This window comes from Leuconostoc gasicomitatum LMG 18811 (genome assembly GCF_000196855.1).
In the GTDB taxonomy this organism is placed as follows: Bacteria; Bacillota; Bacilli; order Lactobacillales; family Lactobacillaceae; genus Leuconostoc; species Leuconostoc gasicomitatum.
Genome location: NC_014319.1, coordinates 1,649,066 through 1,665,253, shown reverse-complemented (window position 1 = coordinate 1,665,253; position 16,188 = coordinate 1,649,066). Strand labels below are relative to the sequence as shown.

At 35.4% G+C, this 16,188-nt stretch carries 17 protein-coding genes and 1 tRNA gene; 17 read left to right on the top strand and 1 reads right to left on the bottom strand.

Going from position 1 to position 16,188, the window contains the following annotated elements; all coding sequences use genetic code 11:
- Positions 1 to 3 precede the first annotated feature (3 nt).
- The 6 genes from LEGAS_RS08145 to LEGAS_RS08120 all read left to right on the top strand — a co-directional run bounded on the left by LEGAS_RS08145 (position 4) and on the right by LEGAS_RS08120 (position 5,019).
- Positions 4 to 708 (top strand): NAD-dependent protein deacylase, encoded by a 705-nt coding sequence (locus LEGAS_RS08145; protein ID WP_010388731.1) that lies wholly within the window; start codon positions 4 to 6, stop codon positions 706 to 708.
- Positions 709 to 1,045: 337 nt separating this feature from the next.
- Entirely contained in the window at positions 1,046 to 1,951 is a 906-nt protein-coding gene (locus LEGAS_RS08140; RefSeq protein WP_013231954.1) for a cation diffusion facilitator family transporter, read from the top strand.
- A gap of 364 nt (positions 1,952 to 2,315) precedes the next feature.
- Positions 2,316 to 3,704, top strand: coding sequence for an Nramp family divalent metal transporter (locus LEGAS_RS08135; RefSeq protein WP_010388729.1), 1,389 nt, complete (start codon positions 2,316 to 2,318; stop codon positions 3,702 to 3,704).
- A 25-nt stretch (positions 3,705 to 3,729) separates the two neighbouring features.
- Positions 3,730 to 4,197 (top strand): universal stress protein, encoded by a 468-nt coding sequence (locus LEGAS_RS08130; protein ID WP_013231953.1) that lies wholly within the window; start codon positions 3,730 to 3,732, stop codon positions 4,195 to 4,197.
- A gap of 353 nt (positions 4,198 to 4,550) precedes the next feature.
- The gene (locus LEGAS_RS08125) at positions 4,551 to 4,853 is read left to right on the top strand and encodes an ArsR/SmtB family transcription factor (RefSeq protein WP_010389558.1); all 303 of its coding nucleotides are present in this window, start codon (positions 4,551 to 4,553) and stop codon (positions 4,851 to 4,853) included.
- A gap of 82 nt (positions 4,854 to 4,935) precedes the next feature.
- A tRNA-Leu gene (locus LEGAS_RS08120) sits at positions 4,936 to 5,019 on the top strand.
- Between the two features lie 189 nt (positions 5,020 to 5,208).
- On the opposite strand, the gene LEGAS_RS08115 is transcribed toward LEGAS_RS08120, so the two are convergent.
- Positions 5,209 to 5,418, bottom strand: a complete 210-nt coding sequence (locus LEGAS_RS08115) for a hypothetical protein (RefSeq protein WP_010389557.1) — start codon at positions 5,416 to 5,418, stop codon at positions 5,209 to 5,211.
- Positions 5,419 to 6,207: 789 nt separating this feature from the next.
- Here LEGAS_RS08115 and rsmG point away from each other — a divergent pair.
- From rsmG to LEGAS_RS08060, 11 genes are all read left to right on the top strand, one after another.
- Positions 6,208 to 6,927, top strand: coding sequence for a 16S rRNA (guanine(527)-N(7))-methyltransferase RsmG (gene rsmG / locus LEGAS_RS08110; RefSeq protein ID WP_013231952.1), 720 nt, complete (start codon positions 6,208 to 6,210; stop codon positions 6,925 to 6,927).
- A 52-nt stretch (positions 6,928 to 6,979) separates the two neighbouring features.
- The gene (locus LEGAS_RS08105; RefSeq protein ID WP_010389555.1) at positions 6,980 to 7,741 is read left to right on the top strand and encodes a ParA family protein; all 762 of its coding nucleotides are present in this window, start codon (positions 6,980 to 6,982) and stop codon (positions 7,739 to 7,741) included.
- On the top strand, positions 7,731 to 8,630 hold the full coding sequence (locus LEGAS_RS08100; protein ID WP_013231951.1) for a ParB/RepB/Spo0J family partition protein: 900 nt from the start codon (positions 7,731 to 7,733) through the stop codon (positions 8,628 to 8,630). The genes LEGAS_RS08105 and LEGAS_RS08100 overlap by 11 nt, the downstream gene beginning before the upstream one ends.
- 1 nt (position 8,631) lies before the next feature.
- Positions 8,632 to 8,835, top strand: coding sequence for a DUF951 domain-containing protein (locus LEGAS_RS08095; protein WP_013231950.1), 204 nt, complete (start codon positions 8,632 to 8,634; stop codon positions 8,833 to 8,835).
- 127 nt (positions 8,836 to 8,962) lie between these two features.
- Entirely contained in the window at positions 8,963 to 10,063 is a 1,101-nt protein-coding gene (gene ychF / locus LEGAS_RS08090; protein ID WP_010389552.1) for a redox-regulated ATPase YchF, read from the top strand.
- Positions 10,064 to 10,152: 89 nt separating this feature from the next.
- Positions 10,153 to 10,857 (top strand): DUF1129 domain-containing protein, encoded by a 705-nt coding sequence (locus tag LEGAS_RS08085; protein WP_013231949.1) that lies wholly within the window; start codon positions 10,153 to 10,155, stop codon positions 10,855 to 10,857.
- Between the two features lie 12 nt (positions 10,858 to 10,869).
- On the top strand, positions 10,870 to 11,559 hold the full coding sequence (locus LEGAS_RS08080) for a response regulator transcription factor (RefSeq protein ID WP_010389551.1): 690 nt from the start codon (positions 10,870 to 10,872) through the stop codon (positions 11,557 to 11,559).
- On the top strand, positions 11,559 to 12,644 hold the full coding sequence (locus LEGAS_RS08075; RefSeq protein ID WP_013231948.1) for a sensor histidine kinase: 1,086 nt from the start codon (positions 11,559 to 11,561) through the stop codon (positions 12,642 to 12,644). The genes LEGAS_RS08080 and LEGAS_RS08075 overlap by 1 nt, the downstream gene beginning before the upstream one ends.
- Positions 12,645 to 12,658: 14 nt before the next feature.
- Positions 12,659 to 13,921, top strand: a complete 1,263-nt coding sequence (locus LEGAS_RS08070) for a D-alanyl-D-alanine carboxypeptidase family protein (protein WP_010390425.1) — start codon at positions 12,659 to 12,661, stop codon at positions 13,919 to 13,921.
- Positions 13,922 to 14,037: 116 nt separating this feature from the next.
- Positions 14,038 to 14,739 carry a glucosamine-6-phosphate deaminase gene (locus tag LEGAS_RS08065; RefSeq protein WP_010390423.1) on the top strand — a complete coding sequence of 234 codons (702 nt, stop codon included), beginning with the start codon at positions 14,038 to 14,040 and terminating at the stop codon, positions 14,737 to 14,739.
- 86 nt (positions 14,740 to 14,825) lie between these two features.
- Positions 14,826 to 16,178: a glucose-6-phosphate isomerase gene (locus LEGAS_RS08060; protein ID WP_013231947.1), complete on the top strand. Its 1,353-nt coding sequence runs from the start codon at positions 14,826 to 14,828 to the stop codon at positions 16,176 to 16,178.
- The last annotated feature ends 10 nt before the right edge of the window (positions 16,179 to 16,188 follow it).

Below are 16,188 nucleotides of genomic sequence, written 5' to 3'. Positions count from 1 at the left end.
AATATGTTAGTCACACCAAAAATCCAAGAACGCTTTGATTCAGCAAAACAGATTGTTTTTATGACGGGTGCAGGTGTATCAACCGCCTCAGGTATTCCGGATTATCGATCTAAGAATGGTATTTATAATGGTGTCGACTTACGACCAGAATATTTATTATCTAAAACAGCTTTTCGTAACGAACCAGAAAAGCAGTATCAATTTATGATTGATAATATGTATTTTCCGATGGCAAAGCCTAATATCATTCATGATAAAATGGCTGAATTAACTCAGCATAACAAAGCTAAGATTATTACACAAAACGTGGATGACTTACATGTTAAAGCTAACAGCAAACCAGATAATTTAGTACGTTTTCATGGTTCTTTATATGATATCTATGCACCAATTGATGGTGAAAAAACGGATGTGATGGCATACTTAAAGTCAATGACACGTTTAGACGGTGCTGTCTTACGTCCAAACATAACTTTTTATGAAGAAATGCCATTTGATGTTGATAAATCCGTAATGTGGGTTCAATCAGCAGATTTAATTGTTGTTGTCGGCACAAGTTTTCGTGTTTATCCATTTGCAGGACTATTAAATTATGCCAATACAAAGGCAACGATAATGTCAATTAATCTTGAGCACATAGAGACATCTTTTAATGTTGATCAAATTATTGGGGATGCGACAGATTTTTTCGATGAGTTAAAAATTTAACCAGCTTGCGCTGGTTTTTTTTAATTTTAAAATTATGATGCACTTATTTTGATTGTGGATTTTAAATGCAACGTTTTTGAATGCTAAAACATTAAGCAAAAACAGAAAATATTGCTTACGTGTAGCAACCAACAGTACTTGCATAAAAAAGTTCTGAGAGTATACATACTATGATATTGATCAAATGGAATTTGGATTAAATTGCTGAAAAGTGAGTAAAATAAAAACAAAAAAATCGTCAAATGTATGATGATTTTTTATTTATATTTATATATGAAACATATTTCATTTAAAAGTGGTATATTAAATATAGCTATAAAATATTGTGAGGAATATTATGACGCAAATGAAAATGAAACAAACACCATATATTATTGGTATCTCTTTAAACTTAATTTTTGTGCTGACGGAGTTGTTATTTTCGCAGTTGGCGCATTCGACAGCTTTATTTGCTGATGCATTTCATAATTTGAGTGATGTATTAGCACTTGTTATTGCTTGGTTAGCTGTTGTTGTATTTGGTCTAAAAGCCACCAAAAAACATACTTACGGTTGGCATAACTTATCAATACTAGCTAGCCTTTTTAACACATTTCTATTGATAGGCGCCGTGCTTATTATTTTTTATGAAGGTATTTCTGACTTAATTGATCCGCCAACAGTAGCTACAAATGGTAAGACTGTGATGATTGTTGCTGCTATTGGTATCGGAATTAATTTTTTTACTGCTATGCTTTTTAAAGCAAGTGGGGCACCAGATGAACATGGTCATCATCATGAACAAGATCTTAATTCTAAAACAGCATATATTCATTTATTAGCAGATGCAGGAGTGTCTGTTGGTGTTATTGCCGGTGGTCTATTAATTCAGCTCACTAAATGGCCAATGATTGATGCAATTATTTCCATGATTATTGGGGTTATTATTATCGTTACCTCTTGGTCAGTTATGGCATCGACATTTAATTTGGCAATTAATGGTGTACCAGATAAAGTTGATGCGGATGGTATTTTAGAGTATTTAAACACTAATAAAAATATTGTGCAATTGCATGATTTACATATTTGGCCACTGTCAACGACAGAAGCAGCTTTAACGGTTCATTTATCTGTTATAGAGGGTGTTGAAACACAAAAAATACTTGATGATGTATCACAAGTATTACGTCAAAATTTTAATATCAACCATGTTACCATTCAAATTGAAACATCTATTTCCTCACAACCATGTAATTTAATTTAACATGTAATGAAAATGTAATATTTTCATGAAAGGGCTTACAAACACTGATAAAACAATTTTTTTTGCCATTTAATAATAAAAAGAGCAATCATTATAATAAAATAACGATTGACTAACATATTTGTTGTTGACGAATTTTTTTAAAAGTGTAATATGTATTATGTATTAGGGCAGAGATAGCCGAGTTAGATACCTTTCATAAGCTTTCAACAACTAAGTTGAATGAAATTCTTTATGAAAATTATTTAGCACTTTAATACGTGTTTAGCTCACCGTTAAGTAGCTTAAAAGTGATATTTAAATGCGTATTTTAGTCAAAATTCGTTTGTTTTTGTCTTGAGGAGAAATCTAAAGGAGACTTAGAATGGATAATTCTAAAAAAACACAAGATCATCACATTGTTCAAGATGCGAGTGATACTTTAAGTTTGAGCGATGTTAACAGCTCAATTGAAACGCCAAAGGATGGCTCTTTCTGGCGTAAATTATTGGCTTTTTCGGGCCCTGGCGCTTTAGTTGCTGTTGGGTATATGGATCCAGGTAACTGGGTGACATCTGTAGCTGGTGGTGCACAATATAGATATGTACTTTTATCAATCGTGCTTATCTCAAGTTTGATGGCTATGTTACTACAATATATGGCTGGGAAATTGGGTATTGTTAAGCAAGAAGATTTAGCTCAAGCCACCCGTGATCGAACTAATAAAGTTAGTGGATTTGTATTGTGGATCATGACAGAATTAGCTTTGATTGCCACTGATATTGCTGAAGTTATTGGTGGAGCCATTGCTTTGCATTTGTTGTTTGGCTGGTCAATGATTGCATCAGTTTTGACAACTGCTTTTGATGTTATTCTATTACTATTATTAATGAAGTTCGGATTCCGTAAGATTGAAGCGATTGTGATGACATTAATCATTACAATTCTGGTTATCTTTGCTTACCTAGTAGTTCTATCAAAGCCTGAACTAGTTTCGATGTTTGGTGGGTACTTACCACAATTACAAACATTGAATCCGCATACACCAGTTGGTGGATCATCTTCACAATTGACGTTAACACTTGGAATTATTGGTGCTACGGTTATGCCCCATAACTTGTATCTACATTCATCGATTTCTCAAACGCGTAAAGTCGATCGTCAAGATAAAGCAGCCATTAAAGAAGCTGTACGTTTTATGACATGGGATTCAAACATTCAATTAACATTGGCATTTGTTATTAATTCATTATTGTTAATTTTGGGTGCAGCATTGTTCTTTGGACATGCTGATTCTGTTGGTGCTTTTGGAGATATGTACCGTGCTTTGGGAAATAGTGATATTGCTGGAGCAGTTGCGTCACCAGTTCTTTCAACATTGTTTGCCGTTGCATTGTTAGCATCTGGTCAAAATTCAACTATTACTGGTACATTAACTGGTGAAATTGTCATGGAAGGTTTCTTACATTTACGTATCCCAATGTGGCTTCGTCGTGTTATTACGCGAGGTATAGCATTGGCGCCAGTTATCATAATTACGTTAATGTATGGTGGAGCTGAGGCGAAGCTAGATGATTTGATGGTCAGTTCTCAAGTGTTTTTAGCTATAGCATTACCATTTAGTATGGCACCTTTGGTCTACTTCACGTCTTCTAAAAAGATTATGGGTGAATTTGCTAATCCAAAATGGGTAGCAGCACTTGGCTGGATTTCGTTTATTATTTTGACTGCGTTAAACCTTTTGAGCATTTATCAACAATTAACAGGTGCATAACATATTTTATTAAAGGAGATTAATCATGAGTGAATTGAATTTAAACATTGAACCAATGCAATTTAAGAATATTGTTGTTGGTGTGGACGAATCGCAACAAGGATACTTTGCTTTGGCAAACGCGATACATCAAGCACATGAAGACGATGCAAAGCTAATCATTGCTTCTGTTTTGGAAATGGGAGATTTATCTACAATTGATGCCTTACATTTAGATGTTATTAAAGAAAAGCGTGCTGAAGTTGAAGCCAATCTGGCTAAATACAAGGCTTACGCAGAGTCAAAAGGTATTACAAATGTTACAACAATTTTTGCTGATGGTGCCAAGGCGGGTGAAGCATTATTACAAGAAGTTGTCCCAAAAGTTGATGCTGATTTAATCATTGTTGGCGCACATTCACGTGATGGTTTCTGGGATTCATTGGGATCACAAGCAGCATATATTGCACGTCATGCTAAGATTTCATCGATGGTTGCTCGTAGCAGTAAATAATATATTGGTAATTTATTAAAAGTCGTCTGTTGACGACTTTTTTATATGAAAACACGAAACCCTGATGGTTATATTGAACCATCAGGGTATTTTTAGTGAGAGTTTAGGAGGGAGTTTTAAATATTTAAAAAGAGAAATGTTACCCATTGGGTTTCGTGTGCAGAACTGCTTCATCTGCAAATAAGAATCATAGATTAGTACCTGCCTTTCTAAAACTTGTCGTTGTTTGAGATGACTTGTTTTATTGTTGTCATTAATATAACCCTCAAAGATTAAATTAGTATAAAATATAACAAATAACGATTTGAAAATGGATACGCTATATTCAGTTCTCTAACTGTTATAATAGAGCTATGAAAAAAGAAATAATCATTGAATTAGAACAAATTTTTAAAGTGTTAGGTAATAAACAGCGTTTAATAATTCTCGAATTATTACGAGATCGCCCTTATACTGTATCGGAAATCATTTTGCGTTTAGGCATGGAACAATCTGCCGTTTCACATCAATTAAAAGTATTACGTGAGGCAAAACTTGTTCAGACGACCAGAAGAGGACGTGAAATTTTGTATTGTTTAAGTGACTCTCATATCTTGATATTATTAGATAACGCATTAAAGCATGTGGCACACGCTTTTCAACACGAAGACAATTAGAAAATAAAAAGGTTGACGCTGTTTCATATTTTTGGTATTCTTATGTAGTTGTTTAAAATAATAAAGCAACAGGTGATTATTTGCCGTTGTGGCGGAATTGGCAGACGCGCTGGACTCAAAATCCAGTGGTGGCAACACCGTGTGGGTTCGACTCCCACCGACGGCATTAATTTAAAAACACTGTGAACTCAGTTTAAGAACTGAATTCACAGTGTTTTTTATTGATTAGAAATAATGATATATTAAAAAATGGTCGAAGGTAAATAAGTGCACAACTAACTGATTAACGTCTATCAATTAGTTGTAAGAAAAACACGCCTACTTTGTAAGTGTATTTTTTAAAATAGTAGGTTAATTAAGCTAACCAACCGTGGGCTTGGAAATCGGTTAAAATACGATCAAATTCTTGGATTTTCATGTCATTATCCAATTGATGAGCGGTCTGGAAATCATCCCATAACTGTTGTACACGTTTAGGAACATGTGTAAGTTCTATATCACCAGTAGTTTGGCCGTATACTTCACGACGCCATTCTGAAATAATATTATATTCTAATCCGTTCATGATAATTATCTACCTTCAATGATAAAATTTTAGTTAGATATATAATATAACACATAATTCAATATTCGCATATATATTAGTTATCTAAAAATAAAAAATGAGTGTTTGTAAAATAAATTATAATACGTGGTTCAGTTGATTGAGAATGAAATAGCTATGGAACAGTCTTATCAAAAAATAATCAGTGTAATATTTAAAAAGGTATATTATTTTTTGATGAGAGATAAATGGGTTTAAAATAAACTGTTTAATAATAGTAGGGGCATAAAAATATCAGGTGGCAATATTTCGTTATATATAAACAATAGTAAATTAAGTGACATGTTGTTTTATGAACCACTTGTTGTTAAAAATCAAATATGAAAAACCACGATACGATTTGTATCGTGGCCGATGCAATCGCAATGACCGCTTTTCCGTTAAGCGGCCAAAACGATCGAATTTGATTCAATAGAATAATTCAAAAGTTATGACCCCCTTTCCTAGATTAGTTACATTATATAACCACAAATGTTAAAAATCAATATATATGTTTCTAAACAATTAGGGATATTTAAATGTCTGAATTTGAAATTTTAAATTAAGTACTGACTAATTTTGACAATAACGTGAAAAAAATAGCCTTAAGGGGGAAATGACACCCAGACTATGTTTTTAGAATAATTATCAAAACAAATAATGATATAATTAAAGCGTTGAAGCTTGAAAATTAGGCTTTTTTCAGGTATTCTAGTATTAGTTGTAATTGGCGCTTTTTGTGCTGAACAAACTTGAAACGGAGCAAAAAAATTGACAGTCGAAGAGTTTATTTTAGCAGTTAAAAACGCTGGTATTACTTTAACAAAACATCAAATTCAGCAGTTTGAAGATTATTTTGACATGTTAATCGCCACTAATGAACATGTTAATTTAACGGCTATTACCGAAAAAAATGATGTTTATTTGAAACATTTTTATGATTCACTAACGGTTTCATTTTATGAACAAGATCTTCAGACAGCTGAAAAAACGCTAATTGATATTGGAACAGGCGCAGGTTTTCCGTCCTTACCACTAAAAATTGTTTTCCCACAGTTAAAGATAACAATGGTTGATTCACTTCAAAAGCGCATCAATTTTTTACAAGAAGTAGTGACTACCCTTGATTTATCTGGTGTTGAAATCATTCATGGCCGTGCTGAAGACATTGGTCAAAACTTAAGGTATCGTGAAGCATTTGATTATGCTACGGCACGTGCTGTAGCCCGGACAAGTGTATTAGCTGAGTATACATTACCGTTTGTTAAAAAAGGTGGCAAGTTTATCGTTATGAAGGGTGCCGCTGCACAGCAAGAATTAGCAGATGGGAAACAGGCCTTAGCCACACTAGGCGGGGTGTTGCACGATGAATTTGAATTTTCGTTGCCTAATGGTGATGTGCGGTATATTCAAATTGTAAATAAAAATAAAAAAACACCAAAACAATATCCGAGACAGGCTGGAACGCCTAGTAAAAAACCAATCGGATAACAAACATGTACATGATGAGTGAACATGTTGATAGAAAGGACGTCAAAATCACATGGCACAAATAATTGCATTAGCCAACCAAAAAGGTGGCGTCGGAAAAACAACGACAAGCGTTAACTTAGGTGCAGCATTGGCACAAGCTGGTAAACGTGTGTTACTGGTAGATATAGACGCGCAAGGAAATGCTACAAGTGGCTCTGGTGTCGATAAGTCTGAATTGGCGCGTGATAGCTATGATGTTATGGTTGATCTTGTACCCATAAGAGAAGTTATTGTGCCAACAGATAATTACGATTTAGTACCGGCTACAATTCAGTTGTCCGGGGCAGAAATTGAGTTGGCAGGTCAAGAAAAACGTGAATATCGCTTAAAAAAAGCGTTATCAGAGGTCAATGATGATTACGATTTTATTTTGATAGATAATCCACCGGCTCTAGGCTTATTGACTGTTAATGCTTTTACAGCGTCTGATGCGATTCTTATTCCTGTTCAAACCGAATTCTATGCGTTAGAAGGACTAGGACAGTTGCTAAATACGATTGAACTAGTTCGTCAACAGTTTAATGCTGATCTAGATATTTCAGGTATTTTACTGACCATGTATGACGGTCGCACAAATTTGGCCAAACAAGTTTCTGAGGAAGTACGTAATTATTTCGGCGACAAGGTTTACACGACCGTTATTCCTCGTTCTGTACGTTTGAGCGAAGCCCCCTCATACGGACAGGCAATTATTGATTTTGATCCACGTTCAATTGGGTCAAAAGTCTATAGTGAGCTTGCACAGGAGGTCTTAAAACAATATGGCAATTAAAAAAGGTGGCCTTGGCAAAGGCTTAGGCGGGTTGTTTAATGCAAATAATGTGACTGAAGAAGCCTTAGCACATACAAAATCAGTTACAAAAAAAGTGACAGACGGTGAAAGTATTGTGCTGATTGAGCTGCCTGATATTGAAGTTAATCCATTTCAGCCACGTCATCATTTTAATGACGACAAGCTGCAAGAATTAGCACAGTCTATCAAAGAAAATGGTGTGCTGACACCAATCATTGTACGCCGTTACAACAAAAAATATCAAATCATTGCTGGTGAACGTCGCGTGCGTGCGTCAAAGTTAGCCGATTTAGTACACATTAGCGCTATTATACGAGATGTTGATGATGACACGATGGCTGCTGTTGCTTTAATTGAAAATTTGCAACGTGATGATTTAGATGCCATTGAAGAGGCACAAGCTTATGATGGCTTAATGAAACAGTTGCAATTGACACAAACACAAGTAGCTGAAAAAATTGGGAAAGATCGTACGACTGTAACAAATGCCTTGCGTCTTTTAAAACTACCACAAACTGTACAAACGTTAGTAGAAACTGATGATCTTTCAATGGGACACGCCCGTGCATTATTGGGTTTAAAAGATAAAACACAAATAGAAAAAATAGCACAATCGATTGTTATGCAAGGTTTGAATGTCCGTCAAGTTGAATCACTGGTTAGAAATATGAATGATGGCTCGACAGACAAGACAGTTAAAACAGTCTCACCATTTGCTATGTCAGTAGCAACTCAACTTGAAGAAAAATTTGGCACAAAAGTCAAAGTTAATGCTGGTAGCAAGGGCAATGGTAAAATAGAGATTAACTATATGTCAAATGATGATTTGAGTCGTATTTTAAATTTGCTTGATATTGAGGTTGATTAGTATGATAGAACCATTAAATTACAAATTAAATGACATTGTAGAGATGAAAAAGCCTCATGCTTGCGGCACTAATGCATGGCAGGTAACACGTGTCGGTGCAGATATTAAATTGATTTGCACGCAGTGCGGGCGTGGCATTATGATGTCACGTTTTGATTTCAATAAACGATTAAAAAAAATTTTAGTATCAGCTGAGGCTGAATAATCTCTTTTAACTAGGAAAGGAAACGTGATTTAAATCGTATTGATGTCGTAAACTTCTTTTTGATCATAAAATGTTCTGTAAAAAAATAAGTTTCGAATTGAAAACCATTTGTCACATAATTTGAAATATGGCACTTACAGCTGGAATTGTCGGCTTGCCAAACGTTGGCAAGTCAACATTATTTAATGCAATAACTAAAGCAGGCGCAGAAATGGCTAATTACCCGTTTGCCACAATTGAACCTAACGTTGGCATGGTGGAGGTACCAGACGATCGTTTAGCACGTATTCAAGAAATAGAGCCTGCAGACAAAATTATACCAACGACATTTGAATTTACTGATATTGCTGGTATTGTAAAAGGTGCCTCACAAGGCGAGGGACTTGGCAATAAGTTTTTGGAAAATATTCGCCAAGTAAACGCTATTATCCATGTTGTGCGTGCTTTTGATGGGGATGATATTATTCATGTTAATGGCGTTGTGGATCCATTAGATGACATTGACACGATTAATACTGAATTGATCTTAGCTGATCTTGAGACAGTGGATAAACGATACGCGAAAGTAGTACGTGCGGCTAGAGGTTCAGATAAGTTAGCTAAAGCAGAATTACTCGTATTAGATAAAATAAAACCGACACTAGAAGCAGGCCAATCTGTTCGCTCGATTAGTTTCACTGATGAAGAAGAAAAATTAGTTAAGGGATTATTTTTGTTAACGAGTAAGCCAGTGCTTTATGTTGCTAATTTGGCAGAAGATGACATGGCTGATCCTGAATCATCACGATATTTTAATGACATAAAGGCTTTTGCTGCAACTGAAAAAGCAGATGTCATTGGTTTGTCTGCTAGTGCTGAGGAAGATATTGCCCAGTTGGCAGAAGAAGATAAAGCAGAATTTTTGGAAATGGCTGGTGTAACAGAACCAGGCTTAAACAAATTAATTCGCGCGGCATACCATTTACTTGATTTAAGAACCTTTTTTACGGCTGGTGGGAAAGAAACACGTGCTTGGACCTTTAAATCTGGTATGAAAGCGCCACAAACAGCTGGTGTGATTCATTCTGATTTCGAACGTGGGTTCATTCGTGCGGAAACGATTGCTTTTGATGATTTGAATACATTTGGATCCGTTAAAGCAGTTAAAGAGGCTGGAAAATTGCGTTCAGAAGGAAAAGAGTATGTTGTTAATGACGGTGACATCATTGAATTCAGATTTAATGTGTAGATTACTTGTTAATTAGAAATAAATAGTGATATGTTAAAAAATAGTTAAGCAGACTTAGACTCTGTGTACATAAATTTGGAGGGATCACCATGTCAGAAAAAAAAGAGCAATTAACGAAAAAAAATGAAGATTTTATCTTTCGTTTTAAAAAATTATTGCTTCAAAATAGTCAATTATCTACTGATAAAATAATGGAAGTCACAAATGAAGTTGAGCAAAAACTCATTGAAGCTCAAGGAACGGGTCAAACAGCAGCACAATTGTATGGCACACCAACTCAAGCTGTACAGCAATTTTTAGATCCTAAAAAATTGGCAAAAAAATTGCATGATTATAAATTTTGGAACTTAGCAGCGGATACATCATTAGCAATTTTAATGTTATTTTGTGCCGTATTTGGCTTGTCTCTATTCTTTTCAAAAAATACTAATAATCAAGGTGCTGGCATTGTTTCTCTATTTTTGATTGCAGCTCTTGGTGGTTCGATTTATACAGCGGTGATTTTGAAACTAACACCTGACCCAAAGAAAATAAAAAATGCCAAGCAAAAAAATTATCGGTGGTTATATTTAATTGGTGCCATCGCCGCATGGATTATTGGTTTCATTGTTCTTGGATTATTGCCAAAAGTCATTAATCCAACTTTGCCACCAGTAGCTTATATTATTTTAGCCGTTGTCGCTTATGGTGCGTTTCGATGGAATCGCCAATATTCTGGTTTGAAAGGTGGATTTTTAGCCATTAGTCAATTATCACAACAAGCACGTTTGGAAGCAGCACAGGCCAAAAAGTAAAAGGAGCTGAAAATGAAAATTTTAGTTGTCGACGATGATATTGAAATTGCTGAGTTACTTGAGATTTATCTTAAAAATGAAGGCTATGAGCCTGTTATGGCAAGTGATGGAAAAGAAGCCATTTCTAAGTTAAATACAAATCCAGATATTGCGCTTATGGTTTTGGATGTCATGATGCCAAATATGAATGGCTTAGAAGTTGTTAAAATTGTTCGAAAAGATAGTCGTATCCCGATATTAATGTTGTCAGCAAAATCTGGTGATATGGATAAAATTCAAGGCCTAATAACTGGTGCAGATGATTATGTTACCAAACCTTTTAACCCACTCGAAGTGATGGCACGTGTTCGGTCACTATTACGACGTGCAGAAAATTCAGTTCAGGATCAGACGCCAGATGTTTTGGACATCGGTTCGTTGGTTATTAATAAGGATAGCCATGAAGTTAAAACAGCTGATGGCGATTTAGTTAATTTAACAGCTTTAGAATTTGGTATTTTTTACTTACTGGCTTCTCATCCTAATCGTGTTTTTTCAGCTGATGATATTTTTGAACGTGTTTGGCAGCAAGAATCAGTTGTATCAGCTAAAACAGTGATGGTTCATGTTTCTCATTTGCGTGATAAAATTGAAGAAGCAACAAATGGTAATCAAGTGATTCAAACTGTTTGGGGCGTTGGTTACAAGATTGAAGTCAACTAATGAAAAATTTTGCGTTGTTTCTTAAGCACAATCGCACAAAAATTTATTATGCGGTAGTGACATTTTTGTTACTACTGCTTTTTAGTTGGTCTATCATAGCAGGAATCACTGAGTTACAATTATATCGCCAATTAACGCCGATCATGAGTCAATGGCTGTTGATACTACTGTTTATCGTTGGCAGTACAACGATTCTCATTTGGCAGTATGTTCGATGGCGACAAGCGGAAAGTTTAAACCATTTCATTCATGATATGAAGCGTATAGCACGTGAAAATTCTGATAGTATGATTGAATGGCATGCTTCATATGCACCTAAAACGCAAGCTTTAATTGACGCGTCAAATCAAATTGCTAAAAATACGCGCCAAATTCGTGAAGAAGAACGTGAAAGTGAACGATCAAAAGATGAAATGATTACTAATATTTCCCATGATCTAAGAACGCCTTTAACTGCTATTATTGGTTACCTTGGATTAGTTGAAATGAATGCTGATACATTAAGTTCAGCAGAAAAAGCGAAATATATTCATACAGCATATGATAGATCTAATCAAATGAAGGTTTTAGTCGAAGATTTATTTGCCTTCTCGCAAACACAGGCACATGATGCAGTGCTTAATATCTCAACATTAAGTCTCGGTGATTTATTTGCTCAGTTAATTGCAAGTTATGAAATTGAGGCACAAGAAAAGCACATTGAACTAACACAAATTACGAATCCAGAAATAATTATGTTGGAAGCTGACTCAGATAAATTAGCTAGAGTTTTAATGAATTTAATTACCAATGCAATGAAATATGGTAAAAGAGAGACTTTTATAAAGTTGACTGCACAAGTCAAGAAAACAGATGTTGAAATTCGTGTTATTAATGACGGTGTTAAAATTCCAAATAAAGACATTGTCGATATTTTTGGGCGATTTTATCGTGTTGAAAGCTCACGTAATAGTAAAACAGGTGGTACGGGATTGGGACTGGCAATTGTGAAGGGAATTATTGAGCAACATCAGGGGTCAGTATCTGCGTCATCAGATGATGAATTAACATCATTTATCGTGACAATACCGCTAAAGCAACATTAGGGAGAAGAGAGATAATGAGACACATTAAAATTATTGGGGCGATAGTTGCCATGCTTTTTTTGATGACAACAGCGGTTTCTGCAAATGCGATAGCTAAACCACTAGAGATAAAGCAGGATGTTAGTTCAGCTATTGTTATTGATGCTAGTACTGGGCAGATATTAGCAGTAAAAAATGCCGATAAATTGGGGCCCATCGCATCACAATCTAAATTGTTAACAGCTTATGCTGTCCTTAAGGCAATTAATTCAGGGAAAATAAAATGGTCAGATAAAGTCACTATTTCTAAAAAAGCTGATTTATCTAAACAAGATAGTCATCTGTTTTCTCATTTGGCTGTTAAAGCTGGGGATCGATTAACTGTACGTGAATTGTATAATACCATGATTACATTGTCAGCCAACGATGCCGCATTTGCACTTGCAGAATATATGACACCAAAAAACATGACGACTGCAAAGGCATTACAGTTGTGGGCTAAGGAACTAAAGTTGACCCAATCAACATGGTATAATTCTGCTGGGCAAATTAACCAAGATGCGTTTGAGAATAAAGTTAAAAATGCACCAGATAATGCGGTAAATTTGGCGAGTCCAAAACATGTTGCAATCATTGCAAGAGAAATAGTGCAGTTAGATCCAAATATTCGTGAACTAGCCACAAATACTCATGTTTCATACCATCTAAGAAATAATTATATTGTCAATGAGCCAACTGAAATGACAAAAAATTGGCCATACTTAATCAATCCAAATCATCTCACTATTGAAGGATTAAAAACAGGATCTACGCCAGAATCAGGCGCAGCTTTTACTGGCATTATTAAAGATAGTAGCGGACATGAGTTTATAACTGTTGTTAATGGCGCAGCAAGTTACATGGATGAAGTACAAAGGTATCAGAAAACGTTGAATATTGTTAATGAAGTCTTAGAGGCTCAAAAAGCCACGACTTTTAAAAAAGGGCATGTGCTGCCATATGCTAAAGAGGTTAATTTATCGCGTATGAAACTGTATCATATGCCAGTGGTGGTTGCGCAGACAAGGACAATTTGGATCAATAAGTCATCTGATTTGTCTCCAAAAATGACGGCGCTTGATGTCAAGGGCAAATTAGTGCAAAAAGGCCAGAAAATTGGAGATATTAAGTTTAATTTAAGTGGTGCACAATATTTGCCAACCAGTGATGATTCGGATAAATCAGTGCAGTTGGTTGCTACACAAAAAACAAGACAAGCTAATTTTATCGTTCGTGCATGGCGGGCAATGATGCGCTAAAAGTATTTTTTGACAACTTTAAAAAGTTGTTTTTTTTAACTTTTCAAAATGATTAAACTGTGTTATTATATTGGTATAGACCAAATTGGTATAGACCGATTAAAATGGAGAAAATTATGAAAATTATTAAAGTTAAAAATCCAGCTGAGGGTGCTCGAAAAGCTTTTGATATATATCAATCAGCATTAAGTAGTGGGGTTAAAGTACTTGGCTTAGCAACTGGATCAACACCGATTGCCTTATATAAAGAGTTGACAGATAGTGTTTTAGATTTTTCAAATGTAACATCGATTAATTTGGATGAATATCTCGGTTTAGATGGCAATAATGAGCAAAGCTATCGCTATTTTATGAATCAACATCTTTTTAATAAGAAGCCCTTCAAAAAGTCATATGTTCCTGATGGCATGAGTGAGGATCACAAAGCAGCAGCTAAACAATATGATAAGATCATTTCAGAGCATCCTATTGATTTGCAATTATTAGGCATTGGCTTAAATGGGCATATTGGGTTTAACGAACCTGGAACGGCATTTGATTCAACAACACATATTGTTGATTTAACACAATCAACAATTGATGCTAATGCACGCTTTTTCGATAATTCGGCTGATGTACCAACTCAGGCAATTTCTATGGGGATTGCCTCGGTTATGTCTGCAAAAGAAATTTTATTAATGGCCTATGGCGCTGGTAAAGCAGATGCAATTGCAGCTATGGTCAATGGTCCTGTAACAGAGAAAGTGCCAGCTTCCATTTTACAGAATCATAAAAATGTGACAATTATTATTGATGAAGCAGCGGCAACAAAATTGTGATAAAATAATCTTGTAAGCGCTTAACATATATTAAGGAGGAAAGCATTCACTTGTGAAACTTACACAGGTGAATTGCGGGTAATACTATGGCACACATCACATTTGATACAAAGAACATTGAAAATTTCGTGGCTGATCACGAATTTTCTGAAATGCAACCATTAATTACAATGGCGGATCAACAACTGCGAAATCGTACAGGGGCTGGGGCAGAGTATTCTGATTGGGTAACATTACCAACAGACTATGATCAAGAAGAATTTAGTCGCATACAATTGGCAGCTAAAAAGATTCAATCTAATTCAAAAATTTTGGTTGTTATTGGTATCGGCGGATCATATCTCGGTGCTAAAATGGCCGTTGATTTTCTAAACCCAGTGTTTAATAATGAATTGTCTGATGACCAACGTCAAGGAGTCAAAATTTATTTTGCTGGAAATTCAACTTCTGCATCATATTTGAATGATTTAGTACGTGTCATTGGCGATCAAGACTTTTCAGTAAACGTCATTTCAAAGTCTGGAACAACGACAGAACCTTCAATTGCTTTCCGTGTTTTCAAACAATTACTTGAAAAAAAATATGGCGCAGATGCGGCTAAAAAGCGTATCTTTGCAACAACAGATGCTAACCGTGGTGCATTGCATGATGAAGCTGCTTCAGCAGGATATGAAACGTTTGCAATACCTGATGGTGTCGGTGGACGTTTCTCAGTCTTAACAGCTGTTGGCTTGCTACCAATTGCTGCATCAGGTGCTGACATTCAAGCATTAATGACAGGTGCAAAAGATGCACAGATTGAATATTCAGACGACGATATTACCAAAAATGAAGCTTATAAATATGCTGCAGCTCGTCGTATATTGTACGATAAGGGTTATACAACAGAATTACTGATTAATTGGGAACCATCAATGCAATATTTGTCCGAATGGTGGAAACAATTAATGGGTGAATCTGAAGGAAAAAACCAAAAAGGTATTTATCCTTCATCAGCTAACTTTTCAACAGATTTACATTCACTTGGTCAATATATTCAAGAAGGACGTCGTGATTTGTTTGAAACAGTTGTTAAGCTTGATAATCCGGTATCAAATTTGGACTTACCACATGAAGCCGGTAATAATGACGGATTGAAGTATTTAGAAGGTATCACGATTGATGAAGTTAACACAAAAGCATCTCAAGGTGTAACATTAGCACATATTGATGGTGGTGTGCCTAACTTAGCAGTGCACATGCCAGCACAAGATGCCTATTCATTGGGTTATTTGATTTATTTCTTTGAAATGGCTGTTGGTGCCTCTGGTTATACATTTGGTATTAATCCGTTCAACCAACCAGGAGTTGAAGCCTATAAAACAGCGATGTTTGCTTTATTAGGCAAGCCTGGATATGAAGAAGCAACTAAAGCATTTCGTGCACGTTTAGATAAGTGAACATAGATTA

Coding starts and splice junctions, on each gene's coding strand:
- LEGAS_RS08085 (WP_013231949.1), top strand. CDS start 10,153: ATGTCAGAAAAAAAAGAGCAATTAACGAAAAAAAATGAAGATTTTATC.
- LEGAS_RS08060 (WP_013231947.1), top strand. CDS start 14,826: ATGGCACACATCACATTTGATACAAAGAACATTGAAAATTTCGTGGCT.
- LEGAS_RS08140 (WP_013231954.1), top strand. CDS start 1,046: ATGACGCAAATGAAAATGAAACAAACACCATATATTATTGGTATCTCT.
- LEGAS_RS08115 (WP_010389557.1), bottom strand. CDS start 5,418: ATGAACGGATTAGAATATAATATTATTTCAGAATGGCGTCGTGAAGTA.
- LEGAS_RS08130 (WP_013231953.1), top strand. CDS start 3,730: ATGAGTGAATTGAATTTAAACATTGAACCAATGCAATTTAAGAATATT.
- LEGAS_RS08095 (WP_013231950.1), top strand. CDS start 8,632: ATGATAGAACCATTAAATTACAAATTAAATGACATTGTAGAGATGAAA.
- LEGAS_RS08080 (WP_010389551.1), top strand. CDS start 10,870: ATGAAAATTTTAGTTGTCGACGATGATATTGAAATTGCTGAGTTACTT.
- LEGAS_RS08070 (WP_010390425.1), top strand. CDS start 12,659: ATGAGACACATTAAAATTATTGGGGCGATAGTTGCCATGCTTTTTTTG.
- ychF (WP_010389552.1), top strand. CDS start 8,963: ATGGCACTTACAGCTGGAATTGTCGGCTTGCCAAACGTTGGCAAGTCA.
- LEGAS_RS08145 (WP_010388731.1), top strand. CDS start 4: ATGTTAGTCACACCAAAAATCCAAGAACGCTTTGATTCAGCAAAACAG.
- LEGAS_RS08065 (WP_010390423.1), top strand. CDS start 14,038: ATGAAAATTATTAAAGTTAAAAATCCAGCTGAGGGTGCTCGAAAAGCT.
- LEGAS_RS08135 (WP_010388729.1), top strand. CDS start 2,316: ATGGATAATTCTAAAAAAACACAAGATCATCACATTGTTCAAGATGCG.
- LEGAS_RS08100 (WP_013231951.1), top strand. CDS start 7,731: ATGGCAATTAAAAAAGGTGGCCTTGGCAAAGGCTTAGGCGGGTTGTTT.
- LEGAS_RS08105 (WP_010389555.1), top strand. CDS start 6,980: ATGGCACAAATAATTGCATTAGCCAACCAAAAAGGTGGCGTCGGAAAA.
- LEGAS_RS08075 (WP_013231948.1), top strand. CDS start 11,559: ATGAAAAATTTTGCGTTGTTTCTTAAGCACAATCGCACAAAAATTTAT.
- LEGAS_RS08125 (WP_010389558.1), top strand. CDS start 4,551: ATGAAAAAAGAAATAATCATTGAATTAGAACAAATTTTTAAAGTGTTA.